The 23,977-nt window shown below is 71.7% G+C and carries 24 protein-coding genes and 1 pseudogene; 9 read left to right on the forward strand and 16 right to left on the reverse strand.

Annotated elements, in window-relative coordinates; genetic code table 11:
- Window positions 1–146: 146 nt before the first annotated feature.
- Window positions 147–908: a GntR family transcriptional regulator gene (locus ABZ396_RS27895; RefSeq protein ID WP_358922123.1), complete on the forward strand. Its 762-nt coding sequence runs from the start codon at window positions 147–149 to the stop codon at window positions 906–908.
- 68 nt (window positions 909–976) lie between these two features.
- On the opposite strand, the gene ABZ396_RS27900 is transcribed toward ABZ396_RS27895, so the two are convergent.
- From ABZ396_RS27900 to ABZ396_RS27910, 3 genes are all read right to left on the reverse strand, one after another.
- Window positions 977–2,134, reverse strand: a complete 1,158-nt coding sequence (locus ABZ396_RS27900; RefSeq protein ID WP_358922156.1) for an ROK family transcriptional regulator — start codon at window positions 2,132–2,134, stop codon at window positions 977–979.
- Window positions 2,135–2,235: 101 nt separating this feature from the next.
- Complete coding sequence (locus ABZ396_RS27905; protein ID WP_358922121.1) at window positions 2,236–2,886, reverse strand: response regulator transcription factor; 651 nt, start codon at window positions 2,884–2,886, stop codon at window positions 2,236–2,238.
- A 14-nt stretch (window positions 2,887–2,900) separates the two neighbouring features.
- Entirely contained in the window at window positions 2,901–4,055 is a 1,155-nt protein-coding gene (locus ABZ396_RS27910; RefSeq protein WP_359186231.1) for a histidine kinase, read from the reverse strand.
- A 109-nt stretch (window positions 4,056–4,164) separates the two neighbouring features.
- Between ABZ396_RS27910 and ABZ396_RS27915 the strand changes: the two genes are divergently transcribed.
- From ABZ396_RS27915 to ABZ396_RS27925, 3 genes are read left to right on the forward strand one after another with little or no spacing between them, the layout of a single operon-like run.
- On the forward strand, window positions 4,165–5,088 hold the full coding sequence (locus ABZ396_RS27915; protein ID WP_358922117.1) for an ATP-binding cassette domain-containing protein: 924 nt from the start codon (window positions 4,165–4,167) through the stop codon (window positions 5,086–5,088).
- Between the two features lie 2 nt (window positions 5,089–5,090).
- Window positions 5,091–5,801, forward strand: a complete 711-nt coding sequence (locus tag ABZ396_RS27920) for an ABC transporter permease (RefSeq protein WP_358922115.1) — start codon at window positions 5,091–5,093, stop codon at window positions 5,799–5,801.
- Between the two features lie 41 nt (window positions 5,802–5,842).
- Entirely contained in the window at window positions 5,843–6,283 is a 441-nt protein-coding gene (locus ABZ396_RS27925) for a hypothetical protein (RefSeq protein WP_358922113.1), read from the forward strand.
- Between the two features lie 4 nt (window positions 6,284–6,287).
- On the opposite strand, the gene mug is transcribed toward ABZ396_RS27925, so the two are convergent.
- The 8 genes and pseudogenes from mug to ABZ396_RS27965 form a co-directional block, all read right to left on the reverse strand.
- Window positions 6,288–6,725 carry a G/U mismatch-specific DNA glycosylase gene (gene mug, locus ABZ396_RS27930; protein ID WP_358922154.1) on the reverse strand — a complete coding sequence of 146 codons (438 nt, stop codon included), beginning with the start codon at window positions 6,723–6,725 and terminating at the stop codon, window positions 6,288–6,290.
- A 131-nt stretch (window positions 6,726–6,856) separates the two neighbouring features.
- A complete protein-coding gene (purB, locus tag ABZ396_RS27935; protein WP_358922112.1) occupies window positions 6,857–8,299 on the reverse strand; it encodes an adenylosuccinate lyase in 1,443 nt (480 codons plus the stop codon).
- A 113-nt stretch (window positions 8,300–8,412) separates the two neighbouring features.
- Window positions 8,413–8,751, reverse strand: coding sequence for a DUF4326 domain-containing protein (locus ABZ396_RS27940; protein WP_358922110.1), 339 nt, complete (start codon window positions 8,749–8,751; stop codon window positions 8,413–8,415).
- 10 nt (window positions 8,752–8,761) lie between these two features.
- A complete protein-coding gene (locus tag ABZ396_RS27945; protein WP_358922108.1) occupies window positions 8,762–9,553 on the reverse strand; it encodes an SGNH/GDSL hydrolase family protein in 792 nt (263 codons plus the stop codon).
- A gap of 96 nt (window positions 9,554–9,649) precedes the next feature.
- On the reverse strand, window positions 9,650–10,663 hold the full coding sequence (locus ABZ396_RS27950) for a hemolysin family protein (protein WP_358922106.1): 1,014 nt from the start codon (window positions 10,661–10,663) through the stop codon (window positions 9,650–9,652).
- Entirely contained in the window at window positions 10,660–11,994 is a 1,335-nt protein-coding gene (locus ABZ396_RS27955; protein WP_358922104.1) for a hemolysin family protein, read from the reverse strand. Before ABZ396_RS27955 ends, ABZ396_RS27950 begins: the two co-directional genes overlap by 4 nt.
- A gap of 345 nt (window positions 11,995–12,339) precedes the next feature.
- Window positions 12,340–12,477, reverse strand: a pseudogene (locus ABZ396_RS27960) (aldo/keto reductase); the annotation flags it as partial.
- Window positions 12,478–12,639: 162 nt separating this feature from the next.
- Complete coding sequence (locus ABZ396_RS27965; protein WP_358922152.1) at window positions 12,640–12,762, reverse strand: hypothetical protein; 123 nt, start codon at window positions 12,760–12,762, stop codon at window positions 12,640–12,642.
- A 373-nt stretch (window positions 12,763–13,135) separates the two neighbouring features.
- Here ABZ396_RS27965 and ABZ396_RS27970 point away from each other — a divergent pair, with 373 nt between their 5' ends.
- Complete coding sequence (locus ABZ396_RS27970; protein ID WP_358922103.1) at window positions 13,136–14,032, forward strand: helix-turn-helix transcriptional regulator; 897 nt, start codon at window positions 13,136–13,138, stop codon at window positions 14,030–14,032.
- Between the two features lie 25 nt (window positions 14,033–14,057).
- The gene (locus ABZ396_RS27975) at window positions 14,058–15,077 is read left to right on the forward strand and encodes an aldo/keto reductase (protein ID WP_358922101.1); all 1,020 of its coding nucleotides are present in this window, start codon (window positions 14,058–14,060) and stop codon (window positions 15,075–15,077) included.
- Window positions 15,078–15,123: 46 nt separating this feature from the next.
- On the opposite strand, the gene ABZ396_RS27980 is transcribed toward ABZ396_RS27975, so the two are convergent.
- From ABZ396_RS27980 to ABZ396_RS27990, 3 genes are read right to left on the reverse strand one after another with little or no spacing between them, the layout of a single operon-like run.
- Window positions 15,124–15,978 (reverse strand): LLM class F420-dependent oxidoreductase, encoded by an 855-nt coding sequence (locus ABZ396_RS27980; protein WP_358922099.1) that lies wholly within the window; start codon window positions 15,976–15,978, stop codon window positions 15,124–15,126.
- A gap of 42 nt (window positions 15,979–16,020) precedes the next feature.
- A complete protein-coding gene (locus ABZ396_RS27985; RefSeq protein ID WP_358922097.1) occupies window positions 16,021–18,588 on the reverse strand; it encodes an FtsX-like permease family protein in 2,568 nt (855 codons plus the stop codon).
- Between the two features lie 4 nt (window positions 18,589–18,592).
- Window positions 18,593–19,396 carry an ABC transporter ATP-binding protein gene (locus tag ABZ396_RS27990; protein WP_358922095.1) on the reverse strand — a complete coding sequence of 268 codons (804 nt, stop codon included), beginning with the start codon at window positions 19,394–19,396 and terminating at the stop codon, window positions 18,593–18,595.
- Between the two features lie 171 nt (window positions 19,397–19,567).
- Between ABZ396_RS27990 and ABZ396_RS27995 the strand changes: the two genes are divergently transcribed.
- A complete protein-coding gene (locus ABZ396_RS27995) occupies window positions 19,568–19,819 on the forward strand; it encodes a toxin-antitoxin system HicB family antitoxin (RefSeq protein WP_358922093.1) in 252 nt (83 codons plus the stop codon).
- A gap of 4 nt (window positions 19,820–19,823) precedes the next feature.
- Window positions 19,824–20,198 carry a fic family toxin-antitoxin system, toxin component gene (locus ABZ396_RS28000; RefSeq protein ID WP_358922091.1) on the forward strand — a complete coding sequence of 125 codons (375 nt, stop codon included), beginning with the start codon at window positions 19,824–19,826 and terminating at the stop codon, window positions 20,196–20,198.
- Window positions 20,199–20,210: 12 nt separating this feature from the next.
- Here ABZ396_RS28000 and ABZ396_RS28005 read toward each other — a convergent pair whose 3' ends face one another.
- Both ABZ396_RS28005 and ABZ396_RS28010 read right to left on the reverse strand, forming a co-directional pair.
- The gene (locus tag ABZ396_RS28005; protein ID WP_358922089.1) at window positions 20,211–20,894 is read right to left on the reverse strand and encodes a class I SAM-dependent methyltransferase; all 684 of its coding nucleotides are present in this window, start codon (window positions 20,892–20,894) and stop codon (window positions 20,211–20,213) included.
- 96 nt (window positions 20,895–20,990) lie between these two features.
- On the reverse strand, window positions 20,991–21,677 hold the full coding sequence (locus tag ABZ396_RS28010) for a triacylglycerol lipase (protein ID WP_358922087.1): 687 nt from the start codon (window positions 21,675–21,677) through the stop codon (window positions 20,991–20,993).
- Window positions 21,678–21,793: 116 nt separating this feature from the next.
- On the opposite strand from ABZ396_RS28010, the gene ABZ396_RS28015 reads away from it, so the two are divergent.
- Entirely contained in the window at window positions 21,794–23,953 is a 2,160-nt protein-coding gene (locus tag ABZ396_RS28015) for a LuxR C-terminal-related transcriptional regulator (protein WP_358922085.1), read from the forward strand.
- Window positions 23,954–23,977 lie beyond the last annotated feature (24 nt).

A 23,977-nucleotide genomic window follows, 5' to 3' on the forward strand; every position in this document is an offset into this window, starting at 1 on the left:
CACCGCTTTCTCTGCGTTGTCGAACAGATCGAGGATTGGTCTTGACCAAGGGTGTGCGCCGCCCTATGGTCGCAGATAAGTACAACAACCTTTAATAAACAAGGGCGCTAAAACGCCGCCGGACCACGGCGATTGCGGAGGACAGGGTGGGGACCACGCAGCTGGAAACGGTGCCGGAACCGAAGTACTGGCATCTCAGGACCGTGCTCAGTGAGGCACTCGACTCGGAGTTCTCGGTCGGCGAGATCCTGCCCAACGAGCGCGATCTCGCCGCCCGCTTCGGCGTGGCCCGCGCCACCCTCCGTCAGGCCCTCGAACAACTCGAACTGGAGGGCCGTCTCCAGCGCCGACGCGGTGTCGGCACGACGGTGGCGCCCCCACGCATGGGCGTGGCCGTGGGCACCGACCAGGACGCCTGGCCGGGCGCCCCTGACGACGCCTGGCAGCCGGTCGACTCCGCCCTCGCGGTGCCGCCCGCCGCCGTCGCGACCGCCCTGGAGACCGGCGCGGAAGAGACGGTGCACATCGTGCGCCGCTCCCGCGTCTCCCACGGCCAGCCCGTCGCCGCGGAGCTGCTCTACATCCCGGCGTCCTCGGTCCCGGACCTGACGGCGATCGACGCGCCGTCCGGATCGGCACGCGCGCGTGCGGTGCTGCGCGAGCTGCGGCGCCTGGAGCTGGACGGTCAGGACCGCGCCGTGGAGCTCGGCTCGGCCCGCGCGGACGACGCCAAGGAGCTCGACCGCCTTCCCGGCGCCCCGGTCCTCGTCGTGACCACCCGTTTCCTCGCCGCCGGCCGCACCGCCGCGCTCTCCGTGGCCACGTACCGCGCGGACACCTGCCGGCTGACCTTCGGCGACTCAGGCGGCGTGGAGATCCACCACGGACCGGAGCGGCAGGCCTCGTAGCCACCGAGCCGGAACAGAACGCGCCCCGGAACTCCTCCGGGGCGCGTCGCGTTTCTCAGCGCGGCTGCTCAACGGCGCGCGGTGACCGTCCCGTCCACCGCGAACAGCTGCTCCTCCACATGGTCCAGGGCGAGCCGCAGCGCGCCCGTGGCCACCGCCGCCTCACCGAGGAGGGAGAGGGTCACCCTGGGCGGGCGCAGACAGTAGCGGGCGAGTTCACGGCGCAGCGGCTCCAGGACGCCGTCGAGGCCCGCCGCCCAGCCGCCGATCACGACCAGCTCCGGGTCGAAGGCCAGCGCGAGCGCGGCCACGTCGTGCACCAGCCGCTGGATGAACCGGTCGACCGCGGCCCGCGCCCGCGTGTCCCCCTTCCGGGCCAGCGCGAACACCTCGGCCACCGCCTGCTCGTCCAGCGGGTGCAGCGGTTCGTCGGTGGTGGACAGCAGCGTCTCCGGGGTCACCTCCCGGCCCAGCAGATGCAGCGCGCCGATCTCCCCGGCCGCCCCGCCGTACCCCCGGTGCAGCCGTCCGCCGATCAGCGAACCGGCGCCCGGACTGAGCCCGGCCAGCACCATCACCACGTCGTCGGACTCGGTGGCGGCGCCCTTCCAGTGTTCGGCCACGGCCGCCGCGTTGGCGTCGTTCTCCACCAGTACCGGGCACTTGAAGGACCGGCTCAGCCGCTCGCCGAGCCGCAGTCCCGTCCACTGGGGCAGCGCGGTGCCCAGCCGCACCCGGCCGTCCGCCTCGACGATGCCCGGCGTGCCGACCCCGACCGCCCGCAGCGAACTGCGCGGCACCCCGGCCCGGCGCAGCAGCTCGGCGACCGCGGTACGCAGCCGTTCCAGCCGCTCGTCCGCGTCGGCCGTCTCGTCCACGTCCTTGGCCTGCGCCCCCAGCACCCGGCCGTCCAGATCGGCCAGAAGCGCGGCGACGCGGTGCGCACCGATCTCCAGGCCCAGCAGATGCCCGGCCTCGGCCCGGAACCGGAACCGCCGCGCAGGCCGCCCCTGCCGCCGGGTGGCGCCCTCCTCGGCCGCCTTCTCGACGACCAGACCGGACTCGATGAGCCCCTCGACGACCCCTTCTACGGTCGGCCGGGACAGCCCGGTGACCCGGGTGATCTCGGTGAGGGTCGCGGAGTCCGTGGCACGCAGTGCGTGCAGCACCACCGCGGAATTGATCCTTCGCAGCAGCGACGGATCACCGCCGGTCAGCCCCGCCAACGTCCGTCCTCCCAGCTTGTCCTGCGTGTTGGCCGGATCGTACTTCGGCACCGGCGGCCCCGGCGAGTGCCTGGCACCCCCGACCTGCCGAAGAGCCGCGATCAGCGGGGCGCGACGAACCCGGACTCGTACGCCGCGATCACCGCCTGCGTACGGTCCCGCGCCCCGAGCTTCGCCAGCACGGCGCCCACATGGGACTTCACGGTCTCGGTGCCGACGACCAGCCGCCCGGCGATCTCGCCGTTGGACATCCCCTGAGCCATGAGCCGCAGCACCTCGGCCTCCCGCCCGGTCAGCCGCGCCCACTCCAACGCGTCGCGCCTGCCGGCCTCGCCGTAGCGGGCGGCTAGCTGCCGTACGGAAGCGGGGAAGAGCAACGACTCGCCCTCGGCGACCAGCCGCACCGCGTGCACGATCTCCGCAGGCCGGGCCCGCTTCAGCAGAAACCCGTCGGCACCCGCGCGCAGCGCCTCGTACACGTACTCGTCGTCCTCAAACGTCGTCACCACCAGGATCTTCGGCGGCTCGACGACGGTGCGCAGCACCGCGCGCGTGGCCTCGATCCCGTCCAGCAGCGGCATCCGTACGTCCATGGCGACCACGTCCGGCCGCAACTGCCGCACCAACGGGATCACGGCCGCCCCGTCCGCCGCCTCGCCGACCACCTCGATGTCGGGCTGCCCCTCCAACACGGCGCGCAGACCCACGCGTACGAGGGGTTCGTCGTCGACAAGGAGAACGGTGACCGGCATCGGGTCAGGGTAGATCAGCGCACCGGCAACTCGGCGTGCACGTGCCAGTCGCCCTCGTCCGGTCCGGTACGCGCGCTGCCCCCGAGCAGGGCCGCGCGCTCGCGTATCCCGCGCAGCCCGCTGCCCCGCCCGGGCCCGGGTATCGCCGCGGTGAGGGCATTGCGGATCTCCAGTGCGAGGACACCGTCGGCCACGGTCACCCGGACCCGCACGGGCACGGCCCCCGCGTGCCGCAGCACATTGGTGAGCGCCTCCTGAAGGATGCGGTAGCCCTCCCGGGACACCGGACCCGGCACTGTCTCCAGCGGGCCGGCGACTTCCGCGTCCACCTGCGCGCCCGAGGCGCGCGCCGACTCCAGGAGCCGGTCGGCGTCGGCGAGCGTGGGCCGTCCGCTCGCCGGCTGCCGGGACTCACGCAGGACGCCCAGCACGCGCTCCAGATCCTCCAACGCGCTCCGGCCGGTCTCCTCGATGGCCGCCAGCGCCCGTTCGGTGAACTGCGCGTTGCCCGCCGCCCGGGCCGCGCCGGCCTGCACGACGGCCACGGTCAGGGCGTGCCCGATCGAATCGTGCAGTTCGCGCGCGATACGCGTGCGCTCCAGCAGTTGCTCGGTGCGCTCCTCCAGGGCCGCGAGCCGCTCGGCGGCGGACAGGCCGAGCAGCCGGCGGGCCAGAACGGTGACCAGTTCCCCGAAGCCCACGACGGCCCCGTAGAAGGCGATGAGCGGGAGCGGGATCAGCAGGGCGTACGCCCAGTGCGGTCGCGCCGTGCCAAGCACCGGGATACCACCGGGCGCCGGCCCCGTGGCGAGTTGGCCGAGGCCGAACGCGATCAACGGCAGCCACACCGTCGCAAAGGAGCCCGCGACGCCGAGGATCATCCGCGCCTCCAGCCACAGCACCGTGCGCCACCGGTCCCGCCAGGTCGCCGACGGTGTCTCCGAGATCCCCGAATCCTCTTCGCTGGGTGTGAGGAGCAACCGAGCCTGCACGCCCTCGCCCCGGCGCACGGATGGGATCAGACCGACCGGAATCAGCACCAGCGCGGGCACCCAGGGGGTCGACGGGTCGACGAAGAGCCACAGGCCGACGACGAGCATCGGCACCCACAGATGCACCAGGCGCGTGTAGGTCGTCCCCCGCAGCAGCGGGCGCAGAAAGCGGGCCATGCGGACATCGTGACAGGCCCCACCGACAACGGTCCTCCCCCGAGCGGGGGAGACGATCTCCACCGGCGGGGGAGGACTCCGATCCCCTTGACCGGCAAGAGTGGTGGCCATGACCAGCATCGACGTGTGTGAGCTCACCAAGGAGTACGGCGGCCGCCGGGCCGTGGACCATCTCACCTTCGCAGTCCACCCCGGGCGCGTCACCGGCTTCCTCGGCCCCAACGGCGCCGGCAAGTCCACCACTTTGCGCCTCATCCTCGGCCTCGATCACCCCACCTCCGGAGTCGCCACGATCGGCAGCCGCTCCTATCCCGAACTCCGCGAGCCCCTGCGCAGGGTGGGCGCTCTGCTCGACGCCCACGCCGCACATGGCTCCCGCACCGGACGCGACCATCTGCGCGCACTCGCGGCTAGCAACCGCATCCCGGTCGGCCGGGTCGACGAACTGCTGGAGGAGACGGGACTTGCCCCAGCCGCCCGGCACCGGGTAAGGACGTACTCCCTCGGTATGCGCCAGCGGCTCGGCATCGCCGCCGCGCTCCTCGGCGATCCCGAGGTCGTCCTGCTCGACGAGCCCTCCAACGGCCTCGACCCCGAAGGCATCGTCTGGATCCGCCAGTTGCTGCGACGGCTGGCTGCCGAAGGACGCACGGTACTGGTCTCCAGCCATCTGATGAACGAGACGGCGTCCTTCGCGGACCACCTGATCGTCCTCGGCCGCGGCCGGCTCCTGGCCGACACCCCGGTCCGCGACTTCATCCATGCGCGCGTGCGGCCCGGGGTGAGAGTCCGTACCGCCGACGACCAACGCCTTGGAGAGCTGCTCACCCGGCATGGCTACGACGGGACACGTGGCGCGGCCGGCGCCTGGACGGTACGGCAAGCGCGCGTGGAGGACCTCGGCCGCCTGCTGGCCGACGCGGGCGTCCCCGTCCTCGAACTCACCCAGGAGGAGGCCACCTTGGAACAGGCATACCTCGATCTGACGTCGGCGGAAGCCGAGTTCACCGCGCACCGCCGTCAGGAGGCCTGACCATGCCGTTCCAGCCCGTCCTGCACGCCGAGTGGATCAAGATCCGTACCCTTCGCTCGCTCGTCGGCAGTCTCTGCGCCGTCCTGCTCGCCACCGCGTTGTTCTCCGGGCTCGCGGCGGCCGGGTCCGACAACTCCGACCCGCTCTTCTCCGCGTTCTTCGGCGTGTCCTTCGGGCAGATCGCGGCGGTCGCCTTCGGCGCGACGGCCGTCTCGTCCGAGTTCCACGGTGGCGCGTTGCGGCTGACCCTGTCCGCGGTGCCCGACCGGCGGCGATGGTTCGCGGCCAAGGCCACGGCGATCGCGCTGCCGGCGCTCGCCGTCGGTCTGCTCACCGGCCTCGTCACCCTCGCGCTGGGCAAATTCCTGCTCGGGGCCGACGGGCCGAGCTGGGCGGAAGGGCTGCGCGGCGCGCTGGGCTGCGGTGTCTACCTGACGCTGATGGCTTTGTTCGCGGCGGGACTCGCGACCGTACTGCGCAGTGGGACCGCGACGCTCGGCATCCTGATCCCGTTCCTGCTGATCGTGTCGTTCGTGATCGGCGATCTGTCCTCCGGCATCGCCGACTTCCTGCCCGACCGGGCGGGCCAAGTCGTCCTCCACAGCGCCTGGGACGGGCCCCTGGGCCCGTGGACCGGGCTGGCGGTCACCGCGCTGTGGACGGCGGCCGCGCTGCTCGCCGGAGCCCGGAGCCTGCGCCGACGGGACGCCTGACGGACCGCCAAATGTCAGTGGCACCCGCTTTACTGGATCACATGGACATCGCGAAGTACCTTGCCGTGGTCGAGGAGCTGTGCGCCCGGGAGTTCCCGACGGAGCACGGCAGGATTGATGTCGGCAGGGGCGGACCGGGGTATCTGATAGCCGAGTTACAGACCAGCGGCGACTTCTACGAGGACGGCGGGAGCGAGCGGGAGGAGACGGAGGCGCAGTTCGAGGCCGACCGGGACGCATTGGGGGAGCGGCTTACCGAGAGGTGGCGCCCGGCGGAACCGATCAGCCTGTTCAGCGTCTTCAGCCGCAGCATGGACGGGGAGGAGATACCGGAACCCTGGGGCACGCTCGCCCCGCATGTGGTCGACGTCCAGCTCTGGCAGTCGGAGTCGGGCCGGTGGGTCGCCCTGGGCGTCTCCCAGTGGGACGACGAACTGCCGTTCCAGCTGCTGGCCGTGGTGACCGAGGTGGACCCGCCGTGACCCGCTAGGCCCCCGACGCCTCCCGCAGCCGCCCGAACTCCTCCGCCATCGTCGCCGCCGTCCAGTGCGCGTTCAGCCCGCTGGGGTTCGGCAGGACCCACACCCGCGTGTCCCCGATCATCCGCTCCTGCGGCCCCACCTGCGCCGTGCGGTCACCGAACGCGGCCCGGTAGGCCGTGACGCCCACCACCGCCAGCCACCTCGGCCGCGCCCGTGTCACCTTCGCCGTCAGCAGCCGCCCGCCCTCGGCGTACTCCGCGGCCGTCAGCTCGTCGGCCCGTGCGGTCGCCCGCGCCACCACGTTCGTGATCCCGAGGCCGTACGACAGCAACTCGCCCTGTTCCGCGGGCTTCAGCAGCCTCGGCGTAAACCCGGAAAGGTACAGCACCGGCCAGAAGCGGTTGCCGGGACGGGCGAAGTGATGGCCCGCGGCCGCCGTCATCAGACCGGGGTTGATTCCGCAGAACAGGACATGCAGGCCGTCCGCGATCACGTCCGGGACGAGACGGTCGCGGGCGGCCGCCAGTTCCGCCTGAGTGAAGCGGGGTGACCGGGATGAACCGGGCGAGCGGCTCAGAGGATCGCTCCGGGGGTGTAGCCGGCGGCCTCCGGGTGCTGCTTCACGATCTCCTCGATCCGGCTGACGACGGCGGCGACCTGGTCGGCGGCCGCGCCCGTGAAGGACAGCTTGTCGGCCATCAGGGCCGCCAACTGCTCGCGGTCGAGCGGCAGCCGCTCGTCGGCGGCGAGCTTGTCGAGCAGGTCGTTGCGCTCGGCGCCCTGCTCACGCATCGCGAGCGCGGTGGCGACGGCGTTCTCCTTGATCGCCTCGTGCGCGACCTCACGGCCGACGCCCGCGCGCACCGCGGCCATCAGCACCTTGGTGGTGGCCAGGAAGGGCAGGTAGCGGTCCAGCTCCCGTGCGATGACGGCCGGGAAGGCACCGAACTCGTCGAGGACCGTCAGGAAGGTCTCCAGCAGCCCGTCCAGGGCGAAGAACGCGTCGGGCAGCGCCACCCGGCGCACCACCGAGCAGGACACGTCGCCCTCGTTCCACTGGTCGCCCGCCAGCTCGCCGGTCATCGACGCGTAGCCGCGCAGGATCACCATCAGGCCGTTGACGCGCTCGCAGGACCGCGTGTTCATCTTGTGCGGCATCGCCGAGGAGCCCACCTGGCCCGGCTTGAAGCCCTCGGTGACCAGCTCGTGCCCGGCCATCAGCCGGATCGTCTTGGCCAGCGAGGACGGCGCGGCCGCCAGCTGCACCAGCGCGGTCACCACCTCGTAGTCCAGCGAGCGCGGGTATACCTGGCCGACCGAGGTGAACGCCTGCGAGAAGCCCAGGTGCCGCGCGATCCGGTTCTCCAGGTCGGCCAGCTTCGCCGCGTCCCCGCCCAGCAGGTCCAGCATGTCCTGGGCCGTACCGACCGGGCCCTTGATGCCGCGCAGCGGGTAGCGGCCGAGCAACTCCTCGACCCGGCCGTACGCCACCAGCAGCTCGTCGGCGGCGGTCGCGAAGCGCTTGCCGAGGGTGGTGGCCTGCGCGGCCACGTTGTGGGAGCGGCCGGCCATGACCAGCTCCGCGTACTCGCCGGCCAGCTTGCCCAGCCGCGCCAGGACGGCCACCGTACGGTCGCGCACCAGCTCCAGCGAGAGCCGGATCTGCAGCTGCTCGACGTTCTCCGTCAGGTCCCGGGAGGTCATGCCCTTGTGCACGTGCTCATGCCCGGCGAGGTGGTTGAACTCCTCGATGCGCGCCTTCACGTCGTGCCGGGTGACCTTCTCGCGTTCGGCGATGGAGGCAAGGTCGACGGTGTCGAGGACCCGCTCGTAGTCGGCGATCGCCTCGTCCGGCACCTCGATCCCGAGGTCCTTCTGCGCCCGCAGCACGGCGAGCCAGAGCTGCCGCTCCAGCTTCACCTTCTGCTCGGGCGACCAGAGCGTGGCGAGCTCGGCGGAGGCGTAACGTCCGGCGAGGACGTTCGGGATGCTGGGTTTGGCGGCGGCAGATGTCACGTGTACGGATTCTACTGGCGGTTCCTGCAGGCCAGCGCCACGGGCCCACTCGTGCGAAGCTACGAGAGCCGTGCCACGGCCAGGACGCGCCGTCCGGACCGGCCCGGCGGCCCCTAGAGGACGTCGGCCAGCTCCGCCAGCACGTCCGCGTGGCACAGCTCGGGCGCGCACCAGCACGCCAGGGTCCGCCCGCGCAGCTCGGCCACCAGCTCCAGCAGCTCGGGACGCTCCAGCAGATACGCCCGGTACATCGCCATCACCTCGCCCCGGCTGCCGTCCCGCTTCTTCCGCGGGGTGTCGTAGGCGAACGGGTTGCAGAGCGGGTGGCGGGGCAGGTCCCAGCCGCCCATGGTCCAGCGGCGGCCCACGTAGACGACGTCCTCGGGGGCGTGTTCCAGCCGGGGGCCGAACTCGTGGATCCGGCCCCTGACGTTGATCATCCGCGTGGACACGGGACCAACGCTATGCCTCGTACGGCAGCAGCTCCGGCCGCTTCGGCGCGCGGCCGTCGCCCGAGGAGCGGCCGGTCAGGCGGCGGCCTATCCACGGCAGCAGATGCTGCCTGGTGAAGCGGGCGTCCGCGACCCGGCGCGCGACCCAGCCGGGCGGCGGTGTGTCCGGCATCGGCGTGTGCCACTCGCTGTCCTCGGCCTCGTAGCCGAGGGTCTGCCAGACCGCCTCGGCGACCCGGCGGTGTCCCTCGGTCGTGAGGTGCAGCCGGTCCACGTCCCACACCCGGGGGTCGGCCAGTGAGGGGGCGCCGTACAGGTCGACCACGAGGGCGCCGTGCTGCCCGGCAAGCCCCTCGATGATCTCGAACAGTGCCTCCATGCGCGGCCGGAACCGTTCGAGGACCGGGCCCTGGCGGCCGGGGCTGCGCATCAGCACCAGCCGCTCGCAGGCCGGTGCCAGCCGCTCCACCGCCTCGGTCAGCAGATCCCGGACCCGCCCCATGTCGCACTTGGGGCGCAGTGTGTCGTTGAGGCCGCCGACCAGCGTGATCACGTCGGGCCGCATCGCGACCGCCACGTCCACCTGTTCCTCGACGATCTGCCCGATGAGCTTGCCGCGCACCGCCAGGTTGGCGTACCGGAAGCCGGAAGTGTGGGCGGCCATACGGGCGGCGAGGACATCGGCCCAGCCCCGGTAGGAGCCGTCGGGCTGCAGGTCCGACATGCCCTCGGTGAAGGAGTCACCGACCGCGACCAGACTGGAGTGTGCGGGAAGCGCAGGGTTCACAGGGTTCTTCTGCATGGCGACAGAGATGGTATCCCGAGGCGCATACCCGTCGGTCGGTCGGGCCGGACTCCCGCCCACCCGTGAGCTCCTCGGGGCTCCTCCTCGTGGGGGTCACGCATGCTGCCCGAACAGCTCCCGTAGCACGTCCTCCATCGTCACCAGCCCCGCCAGCCGCCCGTCGTCGCCGAGCACGCCCGCCAGATGCGTACGGCTGCCGCGCATCGCGGTGAGCACGTCGTCCAGCGGGGTGCTCTCACGCACTCGCGCGATCGGCCGCATGTCCCGCAGCCGGAACGCCACGTCCCGCGGGGAGGCGTCCAGCGCGTCCTTGACGTGCAGATAGCCGACGATCCGCCGCCCCCCGTCGACCACCGGGAACCGGGAGAAACCCGACTGCGCCGACAGCCGCTCCAGCTCCTCCGGAGTGACGCCCACGCGCGCGTAGACGACACGTTCCAGCGGCACCACCACGTCCCGTACGGGTCGGCGGCCCAGCTCCAGGGCGTCGTGCAGCCGTTCCTGCGCCCGGTCGTCGATCAGCCCCGCCTCGCTGGCGTCCTTGACGATCTCCGCAAGCTCGGTGTCCGTGAAGGTCGCCGCGACCTCGTCCCTCGTCTCCACGTGCAACAACTTGAGCAGGCCGTTCGCGAAGGCGTTCACCGTGAAGATCACCGGACGCAGCGCCCGGGACAGCGCGACCAGGGGCGGCCCGAGCAGCAGCGCGCTGCGCACGGGCTCGGCGAGCGCCACGTTCTTCGGCACCATCTCGCCGAGCAGCATGTGCAGATATGTCGCCAGCGCCAGCGCGATCACGAAGGACACGGCATGGCCGGCGCTCTCGGACACGCCGACCGCGTGGAACACCGGCTCCAGCAGATGCGCGATCGCCGGCTCCGCGACCACGCCCAGCACCAGCGTGCACAGCGTGATGCCGAGCTGGGCGGCGGCAAGGAGCACGGACACGTGTTCCAGGCCCCACAGCACGCTCTTGGCCCGCCGGTCGCCCGCCTCGGCATGCGGCTCGATCTGGGAGCGGCGCACGGAGATCAGCGCGAACTCGGCGCCCACGAAGAAGGCATTGGCGACCAGCGTCGCAAAACCGATCAGCAGCTGTACGACGGTCACCGGTGCCCCTCCTGCTCGTGCTCGCCGGCGAGCGGCGCGTGCAGCAGCACCTGGGCCGCCCGCCGCCCCGACGCATCCACCACGTCGAACCGCCACCCCGCGACCTCCACGCTGTCCCCGGTCTCGGGTATCCGCCCCAGCTCGGTCGCGACCAGACCGGCGAGTGTCTCGTACGGCCCCTCGGGCGCCCTGAGGCCGACGCGCGCAAGCTGGTCCAGGCGGGCCGCGCCGTCGGCCGAGTAGAGCGCGCGGCCCTGCTCGTCGGCGCCCGCGGGGGCGAGGTCGGGTGTCTCGTGCGGGTCGTGCTCGTCGCGGACCTCGCCGACGACCTCCTCGACGATGTCCTCCAGGGTGGCGACCCCGGCCGTACCGCCGTACTCGTCGATGACGACCGCCATGGTGCGCCGGCCGCCGAGGCGGTCCAGAAGGCGGTCGACGGTGAGGGACTCGGGGACCAGCAGGGGTTCGCGCATCACCTCGGCCACCCGGACGCGGGCCCGCTCCGTCACGGGCAGGGCCAGGACGTCCTTGATATGGGCGGTGCCGACCACCGAGTCGAGGCTGTCTTGGTACACAGGGAAGCGGGACAGGCCGGTCGCCCGGGTCGCGTTCGCCACGTCCTCGCAGGTCGCCCGGGCCTCCAGGGCGACGACCTGGACGCGCGGGGTCATCACGTTCTCAGCGGTGAGATCGGCGAGGTTCAGCGTGCGCACGAACAGCTCGGCGGTGTCCGCCTCCAGCGCGCCCTTCTTGGCGGAGTGCCGGGCCAGGGCGGCCAGCTCCTGCGGCCCGCGCGCGGAGGCCAGCTCCTCGGCGGGCTCCACGCCGAACCGTCGTACCACCCGGTTCGCCGTGTTGTTCAGGTGGGTGATGAACGGCCGGAAGGCCGCGCTGAACAGGCGCTGGGCGTTGCCCACCCGCTTGGCCACGGCCAGCGGTGAGGAGATCGCCCAGTTCTTGGGCACGAGCTCGCCGACGACCATCAGGAACACCGTGGACAGCGCGGTGCCGATCACCAGCGCGAGCGAACTCGCCGCCGACCGTGGGATGCCCACCGCCTCCAGCGGACCGGCCAGCAGCTTGGCGATCGACGGCTCGGCGAGCATGCCGACCACCAGGTTGGTGACCGTGATGCCGAGCTGTGCCCCCGAGAGCTGGAACGTCAGGTGCCGTACGGCCTTGAGGGCGCCCGCCGCCCCGCGCTCGCCGCGCTCCGCGGCCCGCTCCAGCTCGCCGCGCCCCACCGTGGTCAGCGAGAACTCGGCCGCGACGAAGGCACCGCAGGCGAGTGACAGCAGGATCGCCACCAGCAGGAGGAGCACTTCGGTCATCGGGTCACCTCCGTCCCATGATCGGACACGGCGGACGGGATCGCGCGGTGTTGCCGAAACAGCGGACGGGGACGCTCGCCCATGGGCGGACGCTCACCCACCTTTCCTGGAGGGGCGGGACGACTCCTCAATGGTAAAGGATCGGCAAAGCGCGTTACTCGGCGGCCTCCGCAACTCGCGTCACTCGGCAATCGCCGCCAGCGGCTTGACCCACCGCCGGCACTTCTCCTCCGGCTTGTACCCCGCCGCCCGCCCAGCAGCGCCGGCCGTCGAATCTTGGCCGCTCACGCACATCGCACGTATCTGGAGGGGCTTGACCCAGCGGCGCCAGTGGTCCTCGCGGCGGTAGCCGGCTGCGGTCCACCGGTAGCCGAGGTCGAGGGCGGCCGTGACGGCGGCCCGGGTCTCCTCGGGCGGGGTCTGGAAGACGCCGAGTCCGAGGGCGGGCATCTGGACGCCGTTGTTGAGGGTGAGGGTCTGCATCAGGTGTCCTTTCGTGGTGGGGGACGCGTGTGGGGACGATGAGGGCCGAGACGGCCACGAGTGCCGGCGCGAGCAGGACGGCGGAGCCGGTCAGTGCCGCGCCTGAGCGGGCGGTGATGTCGGCGGCGGTGTGTCCGGTGGGGACGGCGGCGGCCACGGCGGTCAGGTCGCCTCGACCACGCCGATGAACTCGTGGCCCATCCGGACCGGGCCGTCGGAGCCGGACCTCGACCGGTACGGGCGGAGGCCGCTGCCGCGGACGCTGGTGGCGGTGAGGCGGACCAGGGCGTCGGTGGGTTTCTCGAGGGCCGGGGCTGCGACATGCCCGACGCGGACGCCGCCGGCTTCCTACGTGAGTGCTGCGCGCACGGTTTCCCTCCGGGTCGGTTCGCAGTCGAGCGTCGGGATCAGTTCCGGGTGGCCCGGCCTCGGTCTTCTCCAGGGAACCGTGCCCGGGCCCGCAGGTGGGAGTCACTGCTCTTCCAGGTACTGGCAGTACCTCGCAGGCCGTGGCCCACACACCTACGGTGGAGACGCCGGCACAGGATTCACGCCGATCAGGAGGAGTTCCCCGTGTCCCTGGCTCCCGCCGAAGCCGTCATCCGCCTCGCGTCATGTCCTCCGGCAGCGCCGCGGCACACCCCTGCGGAGTCCGACGATGGCCGGCGCTGACAAGAAGGACCTCGCCGCCGAGGTCCGCGAGTTCCTGAGCACCCGGCGCGCCCGGATCACCCCCGAGCAGGCCGGACTGCCGGTCTACGGCGGGAACCGGCGCGTCGCGGGTCTGCGCCGTGAGGAGGTCGCCCTGCTCGCGGGCATGAGCGTGGACTACTACGTCCGCCTCGAACGCGGAAACCTCTCCGGCGCCTCGGACTCGGTGCTCGAAGCCCTCGCGCACGCCCTGCAGCTCAACGAGGCCGAGCGCACCCACCTCTACGACCTGGCCCGCGCGTCGACCCCGTCGGGCCGGCGACCCACGGTGACCTCCTCCCGGGTGCGGCCCACGATCCTGCGGCTGCTGGACTCGATGACCGGTGTGCCGGCGTTCGTGCGCAACGCCCGGTTCGACATCGTGGCCGCAAACGCGTTGGGACGCGCGCTGTACGCACCGGTCTTCGACTCGCCGCTGTTCGCCCAGCGGGGGCCGGTCAACAGCGCCCGTTTCATGTTCCTGGACCCCGCGAGCAAGGACTTCTGGGTCGACTGGGACAAGGGGGCGGACGATTCGGTCGCCTTCCTGCGCACCGAGACGGGCAGGGCACCACACGACAAGGCGCTGACCGACCTGATCGGAGAGCTGACGTCCAGGAGCGGCGACTTCGCCCGCCGATGGGCACGCCACGACGTGAACTTCCACCGCTCCGGCGTGAAGAACCTCCACCATCCGCTGGTCGGCGATCTCGCCCTGCCCTACGAGGCGATGGACCTGCCGTCCGACCCCGGCCTCCGCCTCAACTTCTACACGCCCGAACCGGACTCTCCGGAGCGGGAGGCCCTCGGCCTCCTCGCCAGTTGGGCGACCACCGGCACGGTCGTGCCCGCCGGAACCGACTGACCACACGAACGAGGAGAACCACTTCATGCAGTACCGACCGCTCGGCCGCACCGGTGTCCAGGTCAGCCCGCTCTGCCTGGGCGCGATGATGTTCGGCCCCTGGGGCAACGCGGACGAAGCCGACTCCGTACGGATCATCCACCGAGCCCTCGACGCGGGCATCAACTTCGTCGACACCGCGGACGTCTACTCCGCCGGTGTCTCGGAGGAGATCGTCGGCAAGGCACTCAAGGGCCGGCGCGATGACGTGTTCCTGGCGACCAAGTTCTTCATGCCGATGGGCCAGGAGGACCCCAACCAGCGCGGCGGCTCACGGCGCTGGATCATTCGTGCGGTGGAGAACTCCCTGCGGCGCCTGGGCACCGATCACATCGACCTCTACCAGGTCCACCGCCCCAGCCCGGACACCGACGTCTCGGAAACCCTCGGCGCCCTCTCCGATCTCGTGCACCAGGGCAAGGTCCTTTACATCGGCTCTTCCTCCTACTCCGGTTCCCAGATCGTCGAGGCCCAGTGGGTCTCCCGGGAGCGGCACCTGGAGCGGTTCGTGACCGAGCAGCCGCCGTACTCGATCCTGGTCCGCGGCATCGAGGAGGACGTGCTGCCCACGGTGCGCCGCCACGGCATGGGCACCCTCACCTACAGCCCCCTCGCCGGCGGCTGGCTCTCGGGCCGCTACCGCAAGAACGCTTCCGAGGGGCCTGCCTCGGCGGCACGCCCCAAGGCCCGCTTCGACATGAGTGCCCCGGCCAACCAGCGCAAGCTCGACGCCGTCGAGCAGCTCGCGGCCCTGGCGGAGAAGGCCGGCCTCACGCTGATCGAGCTGGCCGTCGCCTTCGTCATCAACCACCCGGGCGTCACCTCGGCGATCATCGGGCCGCGCACCATGGAGCAGTTGGAGACGTTCCTGCCCGCCGCCGACGTCACGCTCCCGGCCGACGTCCTCGACGCCATCGACGACATCGTGGCCCCCGGGCTCACGATCAACCCGACCGACAACAGCTACGGCGACTTCGAGCTGCGGCCCGACCAGCGGCGCCGTTGACACGATCGCGGGTCACGGACGGTCGAGAACAGTCACCCAGCGGCCATCACGTCGCCAGCTCCGCGAGCACCGGAGCGAAGGCCTCCATGTACGGCTCCAGGACGGTCAGATAAGAGAACCCGTAGCGCTCGCGCAGCGCCCGCACCCGTCCGGCGACCTCCTCCAGGGCGCCGACGAGGACGGTGGGCAGGGCGAGGGCCTGTTCCAGGGTCAGCTCGGACCGGCGGTCCAGGAACGGGGCCAGTGCGGACCGCGGGTCGTCGGTGATCGCCACGATCTGGACGAGCAGGTTCCGTTCGGCGGCATCCCCGCGGCCCGCCGCCAACTCCTCGTAGCGGGCGACCCGTTCGTCGAGTTCCTCGGCCGTGACCGGCTCCAGGCGGCCCTCGGTGTTTCCGGGCGCCAGACGGGCCCCGGCGAAGGCCGCGATGTCCGCGTGCTCGGCGGTCAGCCGTAGCATCCGGTCGCCGTTGCCGCCGATCAGCAAGGGCACCCGGCACCCTTCCGACCTGAGCAACTCCTCGACCGTACGCTGCAGATGGTCCACCCGCTCGCGCGGCGAGCCGAAGGGCAGCCCGGCCCGATCGTGCTCCGCCTGCACATAGCCGGTGCCGAGCCCGAGTTCGAGACGGCCGCCGGTCAGCGCGGCGGTCGTCGCCACCTCGCGGGCCAGCAGCACCGGGTTCCAGAAACCCGCGTTGAGCACGAAGGTGCCGAGGCGGGGCCGTTCGGTCGCCCCGGCCGCCGCGACCAGCGCCGGAAAGGGTGCCGGCATGCCGAGGTGATCGGGTACGAGGAGTACGTCGTACCCCAGTTCCTCGGCGCGCCGGCACTTGGCGCGCCACTCGTCGGCCGAGGCCGGCGTGAGCAGGTTGACCCCGAAGCGGAACGGACGCGACATGGACTCTCCTCAGCGGTCCGGAACGTGAGAGTCACGATTCCATCACTCGTGCGCGATGGCCGCCAGCACATTCATGCGCGATGCACGCAACGCCGGCAGCAGCGCGGCCACGATGCCGACGACCGCCGAGCCGATCACCACCGCGACGATCGTGCCCCAAGGGATCGCCAGCGCCTTCATGCCCTGCAGAGCCAGGACCTGCTGGGTGCACACGCCCCACACCAGGCCGAGCGCGAGCCCCAGCACCGCGCCGAACACCGCGATCACCACCGACTCCAGCCGGATCATCCGGCGCAGTTGCCGCCGGCCCAGCCCGATCGCGCGCAGCAGCCCGATCTCCCGGGTGCGCTCGACGACCGACAGGGCAAGTGTGTTGACCACGCCGAGCACCGCGATCACGATCGCCAGCCCCAGCAGCGCGTACACCAGGTACAGCAGCACGGCGATCTGGTCGTGGACCAGCTTCTTGTAGTCGGCCTGGTCGCGGACCTGCACCTGGGGGAACGGGGCGAGGGTCTTCTCCAGGTTCGCGCGGAGTTGGTCCGCACCCATCCCCGAGGCCCGGTTGACGTACAACGTGGAGTCCTGGCCGCCGGGGACGTACTTCTCTACGGTGGCGATGCCGAAGAACAGGCCGCCCTGCGCGCCGAAGCCGCTGCCGCTGTCCTGGTCGGTGAGGGCGCCCACCGTCATCTCGGCGGTCTTCCCGCCCTGGAACTCGACCGGGAGCACACTGCCGAGGCGCAGCTTGTGGTCCGCGGCGAAGGTGGCGTCCATGCCGATACTGCCGTCGGCCAGCGCGGCCGCGGTGTCGCCGCCCTTGTAGGCGAGATGGGCGACGTCGTCGACCCGCGGGCCGTACCCGGCGGCGGTCGTGGTGACCCGCTTGCCGTCCGGCAGCCGTACCGCCACCGGCGCGAACCGCTGCCGTACGACGAGCCCCACACCGTCGGTGCCGCGCACCTTGTCGGTGACCTCCCGGGTGAACGGCAGGAAGTTGCCGTTCTGGATGACGAAGTCGGCGCCCAGCGTCTTGTCGATCTGCTGGTCGAAGGACTTGGACATGGAGGCGCTGGCCACCGACATCCCGCCGACCAGGGCGAGTCCCACCATGAGCGCGGCCGCGGTGGCGCCGGTGCGGCGCGGGTTGCGCAGGGCGTTGCGCTGGCTCATCCGGCCGACCGAGCCGAAGAGGGCGGGGAAGGCCGCGCCCAGGACGCGGATCACCGGGCGTACCAGCAACGGGCCCGCGATGACCGTCGCGAGCAGCGTCAGCACCACGCCGAGGCCCAGCAGCGAGGCAGCCGAGGCGGTCTTGGTGGCCGCCGCACAGCCCGCGAGGGCCGCCACCCCGATCGCCCCGACGACCGCGCCCACGATCGCCCGGACCGTCAACGGCTTGCCCACACCGGCGATCTCGGCGTCCGCGAGCGCCGCCATCGGCGACACCGTGGCCGCGCGCCGGGCGGGCAGATACGCGGCGACGAAGGTGACACCGACCCCCACGGCATACGCGGCGACGGGCGTGCCCCAGCCGAGGACCATCTCGGTGGTCTTGAGGTTCATCCCGAACGCGCTCATCAGCTTGATCAGCCCGAGCGCCAGCCCGATACCGGCGCCCAGACCCAGCGTCGATCCGACCAGCCCCAGCAGGACCGCTTCGGTGAGCACGGACCGCCGTACCTGACGCCGGTCGGCGCCCAGCGCGCGCAACAGGCCCAACTCGCGTGTGCGCTGGGCGATCAGCATGGAGAAGGTGTTGACGATCAGGAAGATGCCCACGAGCGTTGCGATGCCCGCGAATCCCAGCATCACGTACTTGATGACGTCGAGGAAGCCGCCCAAGTCCGCGGCGGAGGACTTCGCCTGCTCGTCGGCGGTCTTCAAGTCGTACGTCCCGGTCCCGATCGCCTGGCCGACACGCCGCTTGAGCTCGGCGTCCGTGACACCCTGCGCCGCGTCCACCGAGATGCTGGTGGCCCGGTCGGCGGAGCCCAGCAGTTGCTTCGCGGCGACCGACGGGTCGAGGAAGACCAGAGCGGCGCCCGGGTTGGTGGTGGTGAAGGTGGCGATGCCGACGACCTCGACCCTGAAGGTGCCGGGCTGCGCCTGCACGGTCAGCGTGTCGCCGATGCGCACGTGTTTCTTGTCGGCGGTGTCCGCGTCGAGGAGCGCCTGGCCTGCACCCTGCGGGGCGTGCCCCGAGGTCAGCTTCACGGGGCTGCGGTGGGTGAGGTACCAGTCGGTGGCGATGGTGGGGGCGCCGGTGGTCGGGCCGACCGACTTGTTGTGGCTGTCCACCACCACGATGTTCTGCACGGAGACGTCCGCGTGGGTGTCCGCGACCCCGCCGACCTTGGCGGCCCGCTCCTTCAACGCGGCCGGTACGGTCGGGACGGCGCCGGTCGGCACCGACGACTTGAGGTCCTGCTTCGGCTCCACGGTCACATCGGCGGAGGTGGAGGCGAACAGCCGGTCGAAGGTGCGGGTGACGGTGTCGGAGAAGATCAGGCTGCCCGCGACGAACGCCACGGACAGGACGATGGCCAGCGCGGACAGCAGTAGCCGTCCCTTGTGGGCCAGGAAGCTCCGCAGGGTTGCCTTGAGCACCGGATCAGTCCTCCTCGGGCCCCGAGGAGCCGCGTCCCACGTCGAACCGTTTCATCCGTTCCAGCACGGCGTCCGCCGTCGGCCCTTGCATCCGGTCCACCATCCGGCCGTCCGCGAGGAAGAGCACCAGGTCGGAGTGGGCGGCGGCGCCCGGGTCGTGGGTCACCATGACGACCGTCTGCCCGAGCTGGTCGACCGCGTCCCGCAGAAAGCCCAGCACCTCAAGACCTGCCCGCGAGTCCAGGTTGCCGGTCGGCTCGTCGGCGAAGATCAGCTCCGGCCGGGAGGCCAGCGCCCGCGCGCAGGCCACCCGCTGCTGCTGCCCGCCGGACAGCTGTGCGGGCCGGTGCTTGAGCCGGTCCCGCAGCCCCAGCGTGTCGATGACCTGGTCCAGCCACTTCCCGTCGGGCTTCTTGCCCGCGATGTCCATGGGCAGGGTGATGTTCTCGGCCGCGTTCAGCGTCGGGATCAGGTTGAACGACTGGAACATGAACCCGATCCGGTCCCGGCGCAGCCGCGTCAGCTCGCGCTCCCTCAGACCCGTTATCTCGGTGCCGCCGAGCCAGACCTGACCGGCCGACACCGTGTCCAGTCCCGCCAGACAGTGCATCAACGTGGACTTCCCGGAGCCCGACGGGCCCATGACCGCGGTGAAGCGGCCGCGCGCGATGTCCACGTCGACCGAGTCCAGTGCGAGCACGGCCGTCTCGCCCGCGCCGTACGCCTTGGTCAGCCCGCGTGCGCGGGCCGCTGTCCCGTCCGCGGCCGCTCCCTCCGCGGCCGGTCCCTCCGCAGCTGGTGTGGACAACGCTGCCTCCTCGCTCGCGCGACCTCATCGTCCGGCCGAGAGCCAGCCGTGATCCCCTGTGTCCGCGCTGTGTCCGGGACGAGCGTAGTGTGACGCGTCCCACAGGCGGTATCACTTTTCGATTCCGACGCGCGCTTGCCGCTGCTAGCGCAAATGCGCTAGCGTCTAGGTATGGCGAAGACCCAGCTGAACGTGCGCGTGGACGAGGGCACCGCCAAGGCTGCCCGTGATCGCGCCCTCGCGCGCGGGATGAGCGTCAACCGCTACATAGAGGAACTGGTCATGCAGGACACGGGTGAAGCGGGCCGTACGTTCGTCGAGGCCGCCGCTGACTTCATGAAGCAGTACGAGTCCGTTTTCGCGGAGGAATTCGGCGAAGCGCCGGGTCCCGACACGTCTGACAAGACCGAAGGTCGTCACTGATCCCTTGAACGACCTGACCATCGATCTCGCCTGGCTCCTCATGCTCGCCGAACAGAAGACCCCGGGGGACCCCCAGGTCACCGACTGGGGTGCGCTGATCGCCGCCGTAGCCCGGCACCGGGCCGAGATATTCGGCATCCCCGTCTACGACACCCCGCAGGCCCGAGCCGCCGCACTGCTGCAGCTTCTTATCCACGTCCCGGCCCTTGAGCGCTCGAACGCCCTGTTCGCCTCCTCGGTCGCCTACGCCTACCTGGTCGCCAGCGGCCTCAAGATCGCCACCTCGCCCGAGCAGGTCCGCGATCTGGCGCGGCTGGTGAAGACCGGCGGGGCGAGCGTCTCCGACATCGCGGAGGAGCTGCGCCGCTGGAGCCTGTGATCAGGATTCCGGTCAGGATTCCCGGGGCTTGCGGGCGACGCCCAGGACACAGTACGAGGACGGCAGCCGCGGGCCGTTCTCCGGCAGGAACACCTCCCGGTACGGACCGAGTTGGAACCCGGCGGCGCGCAGTTCGGCCATCGGCTCCCGGGACAGATGGCAGCTGCCGCTCAGCAGCGGCCACACCGTCCGGTCCAGAGCCCGCTGGGTGAACATCATCGCCGGCCCGCCGCCCCGGCCGTGCTCGAAGAACCGCAGCTCACCGCCCGGCCGCAGCACCCGGCGTACCTCGGCGAGCGCCCGTGGCACATCCCGCACACTGCACAGCACCAGCGACAGCACCGCCGCGTCGAAGGCCTCGCTCTTCACCGGCAACGCCTCCGCCGCGCCCGGTACCACGTCCACCGGGACCTCGGCCCGGACGGCGGCCTCCGCCGCCAACTGCCTCAGGGTGCGCTCGGGTTCGATCGCGACGACCTCCGCCACCGACCCGGGATACCGCGCGAAATTGAGACCGTTGCCCGCGCCGATCTCGATCACGCGCCCGGACAGCCCGGAGAGCAGCCGCTCCCGGATCGCGGCCATGCCGAGCTTCGTCTCGGCGGTCACGCTGTAGCGGGCGTAGAAACGGGCGAACAGCGGGTGGTGGACGGGATCCCGAGCCGGTTTCCCGGCGCCGGCGGACAGCAGCCGCATGACGACCTCCAGACGGAAGCAGGTCTACGGTGATTGTCCCCCGTACGGGCCCGTCGCACCCCCCGCCGCGCGATCGGGCGGAGAACCGCCACCCGGCTAGGCGACGAAGTCGCGCACCTGCTGGTAGACGCCGTAGTCGTTGTTCATGTCGGTGTGCGAGATGCAGCCGACACCGACGTTGGTCGCCCCGCTCAGCAGGGCCGAGGAGTCCGGGTCGATCGCCGAGTCGCAGTTCGACCAGTACGCCGCGTACGAGACGCTGCCGGGCGTCTCGTCACCTGAGTTCAGCGCGGTCAGGAAGGAGCTGCCGGTCTGCATCTCCTTGCACGACGTGTAGAGCCACCCGCACGACGAGGCGGCGCTGGTCCCGTGGTTCACCCCGGCGACCGACACGAAGTCGTCCACGTACGAGGTCCCGCCGAGGTTCTTGAGGTAGTACCGGCTGTTGAGCGCGCCCATGGAGTGCACCACCAGGTCCACCTTCGAGGCGCCGGTCTGCGAGAGGACGGTCTGGACGTAGCTCGACAGCTGTGAGGCGGTGGTGACGTTGGACTTCGTCCAGTCGTACGACCACGCGAACAGCTCCGACGAGGTGTAGCCGTCGGCCTTGAAGTCCGCGGTCCAGTCGTTCCAGCTGCTGGAGTCGCTGCTCAGACCGTGCACGAACACGATCGGGTTGTGGCCCGCCGCCTGCGCGGGAGTCGTGGCCAGGGGGAGTGACAGAAGGAGCGAACCGGCTATCGCCGTCAGAGCGGTTGCGATGCGACGCTTGGCGCGTTGCATGATGCCTCCTGAAACGGGTGGGGTTGTTCAGGAGTGTCGGGACGGGTCTACGCGCGCCGCATCGGTGAAGTCGCCAGTCTTTACGAGTCAACTAACTGGCCAGTAACGTCTTTCGTGTGGTGATACCGGTGAACCCCCCACCTCTTGACCGCACTTCGCCACCGCAGACGACCGACGCGGGGCCGGCCCCGGCTTCGGCGCTCCCCGAGGGCGTGCGCGCCCGGGTGCGGCGCGTCGTATACGAAGATCAGCGCGCCGTGGGCGAACTCGTGCCGCGCCTCACCGGGCGGCAGGCGGCGGGCCTCGACCCGCTGCCGGTCGAACCGGCCGAACTGGCACCGCGGTTGCTCCACGCCCTGCCCGACGACACCCGGCTGTTGCTGCTCCTCGCCGCGGCCGACCAGTACCCGGTCGCCACCCACGCCTTCCTGCGCGCGGTCACGGCCCGCCGGCTCGACACCCGTCCGCTGGAGGCCGCCGAGACGGCCGGGGTCGCCCACGCCAGTGCCGGCGGGGTGTTCTTCCGGGACGCCTGGACCCGGATCGCCGCGTACGGGACCGCCTCACCGGCCGACAGGCGCGAGGCCCACCAACTGCTCGCCCGGGTACTGGGCGGCAAGGGCGAGACGACCCGCCGCTCCTGGCACCGGGGCGCCGCCGCGCTCGGCCCCAGCTCCCGGCTCGCGGCGGAACTCCGCGTCGCCGCCGACCGGGCCCGTACCGAGGGCAGACCCGCGCTCGCCCGGGTTCTCGCCGAACGCGCCGCCGACCTCTGCCCGGATCCGGTGGAAGAGGCCCGGCTCCTCGCCCTGGCCGCCGCCGACGCCTGGCGCTCCGGAGAGCCCGACCGGGCGAGACGGCTCGCCGCCCGTACGGACGACCCCGCCATCAACGGAGTCCTCGCCCTCAGAGCGGGCAACGCCTCGGAGGCCTTCGACGCCCTGCTCACCGCCGCCGTCCGGCAGGAACGTTCAGCCGACTCCGTCGAACTCCTGGCCCTCGCCACCGACGCCGTCGTCTACACCGGCGACCTAGGACGCTGCCGCGAGGTCCATGTCCTCGCCCAGTGGCTGGGCCTGCCTCCATCCGGCATACTCGCCGGACTCGCCGCCGCCGTCGAAGGCCGCTACGACGACGCCCGCGTGCTCCTCAAGGGCACCGCCGGCCGCTGCGGACCCGGCGGCGACCCCGGTCTGCTGATCCACTCCGGCATCGCCGCGCTGATGCTCGGCGACCACACCCGCGCCGTCACCGCCACTCTGCGGGCCGCCGCCTCGGCCCGCGCCCGCGGCATCCCGGCGACGGCCGCACAGGCCATGGAGTTCCGTGCCTACGCCGACTTCTGGACCGGCCGCACCCGGGTCGCCGAGGCCGCCGCCCAGGAGGCCCTGAGCCAGGCCCAGGCCACCGGGCAGGACAACGGGGCATGCCATCTCCAGGCCGCGCTCGCCATGTTCGCCGCTGTCAGGGGCGACGAGGATGCCTGCCGTGAGCGCACCGCCGCCGTACGCTCCCACGCCCTGGCGCACGGGCTCGGCCTGCCCGCGGCCCTCGCCCAGTGGGCGCTCGCCTTCCTCGACCTCACCAACGGCCGCTTCCCGGCGGCGGCCGCCCGGCTGCGCGCCCTCGCCGGGTTCGGCCCCGGACACGGCCACCGGGCGATCCGGCACCTGGCCACCCCGCACTACGTCGAGGCCGCCGTCCGCACCGGAGACACCCGGGTCGCCCGCGCCGCGCACGCCGACTACCACCGTTGGGCCACCGCCGTCCGCAGCACCGACGACCTCGCGCTCAGTGCCCGCTGCCGGGCCCTGCTCGCCCCCGGCGCCGAGGCGATCCAGCATTACCGCACCGCACTCGACCTGCACGCCCGGGGCACCCGGGACTTCGAACGCGCCCGTACCGAACTGTTGTTCGCCGGAGCCCTGCGCCGGCTGCGGCACCGCGCCGAGGCCCGTGACCGGCTGCACAGCGCGCTGGCGGCCTTCGAGTCCTTCGGCGCCCCGCACTGCGCCGCCCAGGCCCGCGCCGAACTGCGCGCCCTGGGCACGCCGTCGGCCCCGAACTCCGGCGCCGACCCGGCCGCCGTCCTCACCGCCCAGCAACTCATGGTCGCCCGGATGGCCGCCGAGGGTGCCACCAACCGCGAGATAGCCGACCGGCTCAACCTCAGCCCGCGCACCATCGACCACCATCTGCGCGGAGTCTTCGCCCGGTTGGGCATCCGGTCGCGGATCGAACTGGTCCGGCTGCTCGCCGACGGGAAGGCCCCCTAGATGTGCTGTCACCAACGTGCCGGG

Source organism: Streptomyces sp. NPDC005866, assembly GCF_040629895.1.
Classification (GTDB): domain Bacteria; phylum Actinomycetota; class Actinomycetes; order Streptomycetales; family Streptomycetaceae; genus Streptomyces.

What these genes read in the sequence shown, in the direction of transcription:
- ABZ396_RS27905 (WP_358922121.1), bottom strand. Translation starts at nt 2,886, where the DNA reads ATGCCGGTCACCGTTCTCCTTGTCGACGACGAACCCCTCGTACGCGTG.
- ABZ396_RS27910 (WP_359186231.1), bottom strand. Translation starts at nt 4,055, where the DNA reads ATGGCCCGCTTTCTGCGCCCGCTGCTGCGGGGGACGACCTACACGCGC.
- ABZ396_RS27915 (WP_358922117.1), top strand. Translation starts at nt 4,165, where the DNA reads ATGACCAGCATCGACGTGTGTGAGCTCACCAAGGAGTACGGCGGCCGC.
- ABZ396_RS27920 (WP_358922115.1), top strand. Translation starts at nt 5,091, where the DNA reads ATGCCGTTCCAGCCCGTCCTGCACGCCGAGTGGATCAAGATCCGTACC.
- ABZ396_RS27925 (WP_358922113.1), top strand. Translation starts at nt 5,843, where the DNA reads ATGGACATCGCGAAGTACCTTGCCGTGGTCGAGGAGCTGTGCGCCCGG.
- mug (WP_358922154.1), bottom strand. Translation starts at nt 6,725, where the DNA reads ATGACGGCGGCCGCGGGCCATCACTTCGCCCGTCCCGGCAACCGCTTC.
- ABZ396_RS27945 (WP_358922108.1), bottom strand. Translation starts at nt 9,553, where the DNA reads ATGCAGAAGAACCCTGTGAACCCTGCGCTTCCCGCACACTCCAGTCTG.
- ABZ396_RS27955 (WP_358922104.1), bottom strand. Translation starts at nt 11,994, where the DNA reads ATGACCGAAGTGCTCCTCCTGCTGGTGGCGATCCTGCTGTCACTCGCC.
- ABZ396_RS27970 (WP_358922103.1), top strand. Translation starts at nt 13,136, where the DNA reads ATGGCCGGCGCTGACAAGAAGGACCTCGCCGCCGAGGTCCGCGAGTTC.
- ABZ396_RS27975 (WP_358922101.1), top strand. Translation starts at nt 14,058, where the DNA reads ATGCAGTACCGACCGCTCGGCCGCACCGGTGTCCAGGTCAGCCCGCTC.
- ABZ396_RS27980 (WP_358922099.1), bottom strand. Translation starts at nt 15,978, where the DNA reads ATGTCGCGTCCGTTCCGCTTCGGGGTCAACCTGCTCACGCCGGCCTCG.
- ABZ396_RS27995 (WP_358922093.1), top strand. Translation starts at nt 19,568, where the DNA reads ATGGCGAAGACCCAGCTGAACGTGCGCGTGGACGAGGGCACCGCCAAG.
- ABZ396_RS28005 (WP_358922089.1), bottom strand. Translation starts at nt 20,894, where the DNA reads ATGCGGCTGCTGTCCGCCGGCGCCGGGAAACCGGCTCGGGATCCCGTC.
- ABZ396_RS28010 (WP_358922087.1), bottom strand. Translation starts at nt 21,677, where the DNA reads ATGCAACGCGCCAAGCGTCGCATCGCAACCGCTCTGACGGCGATAGCC.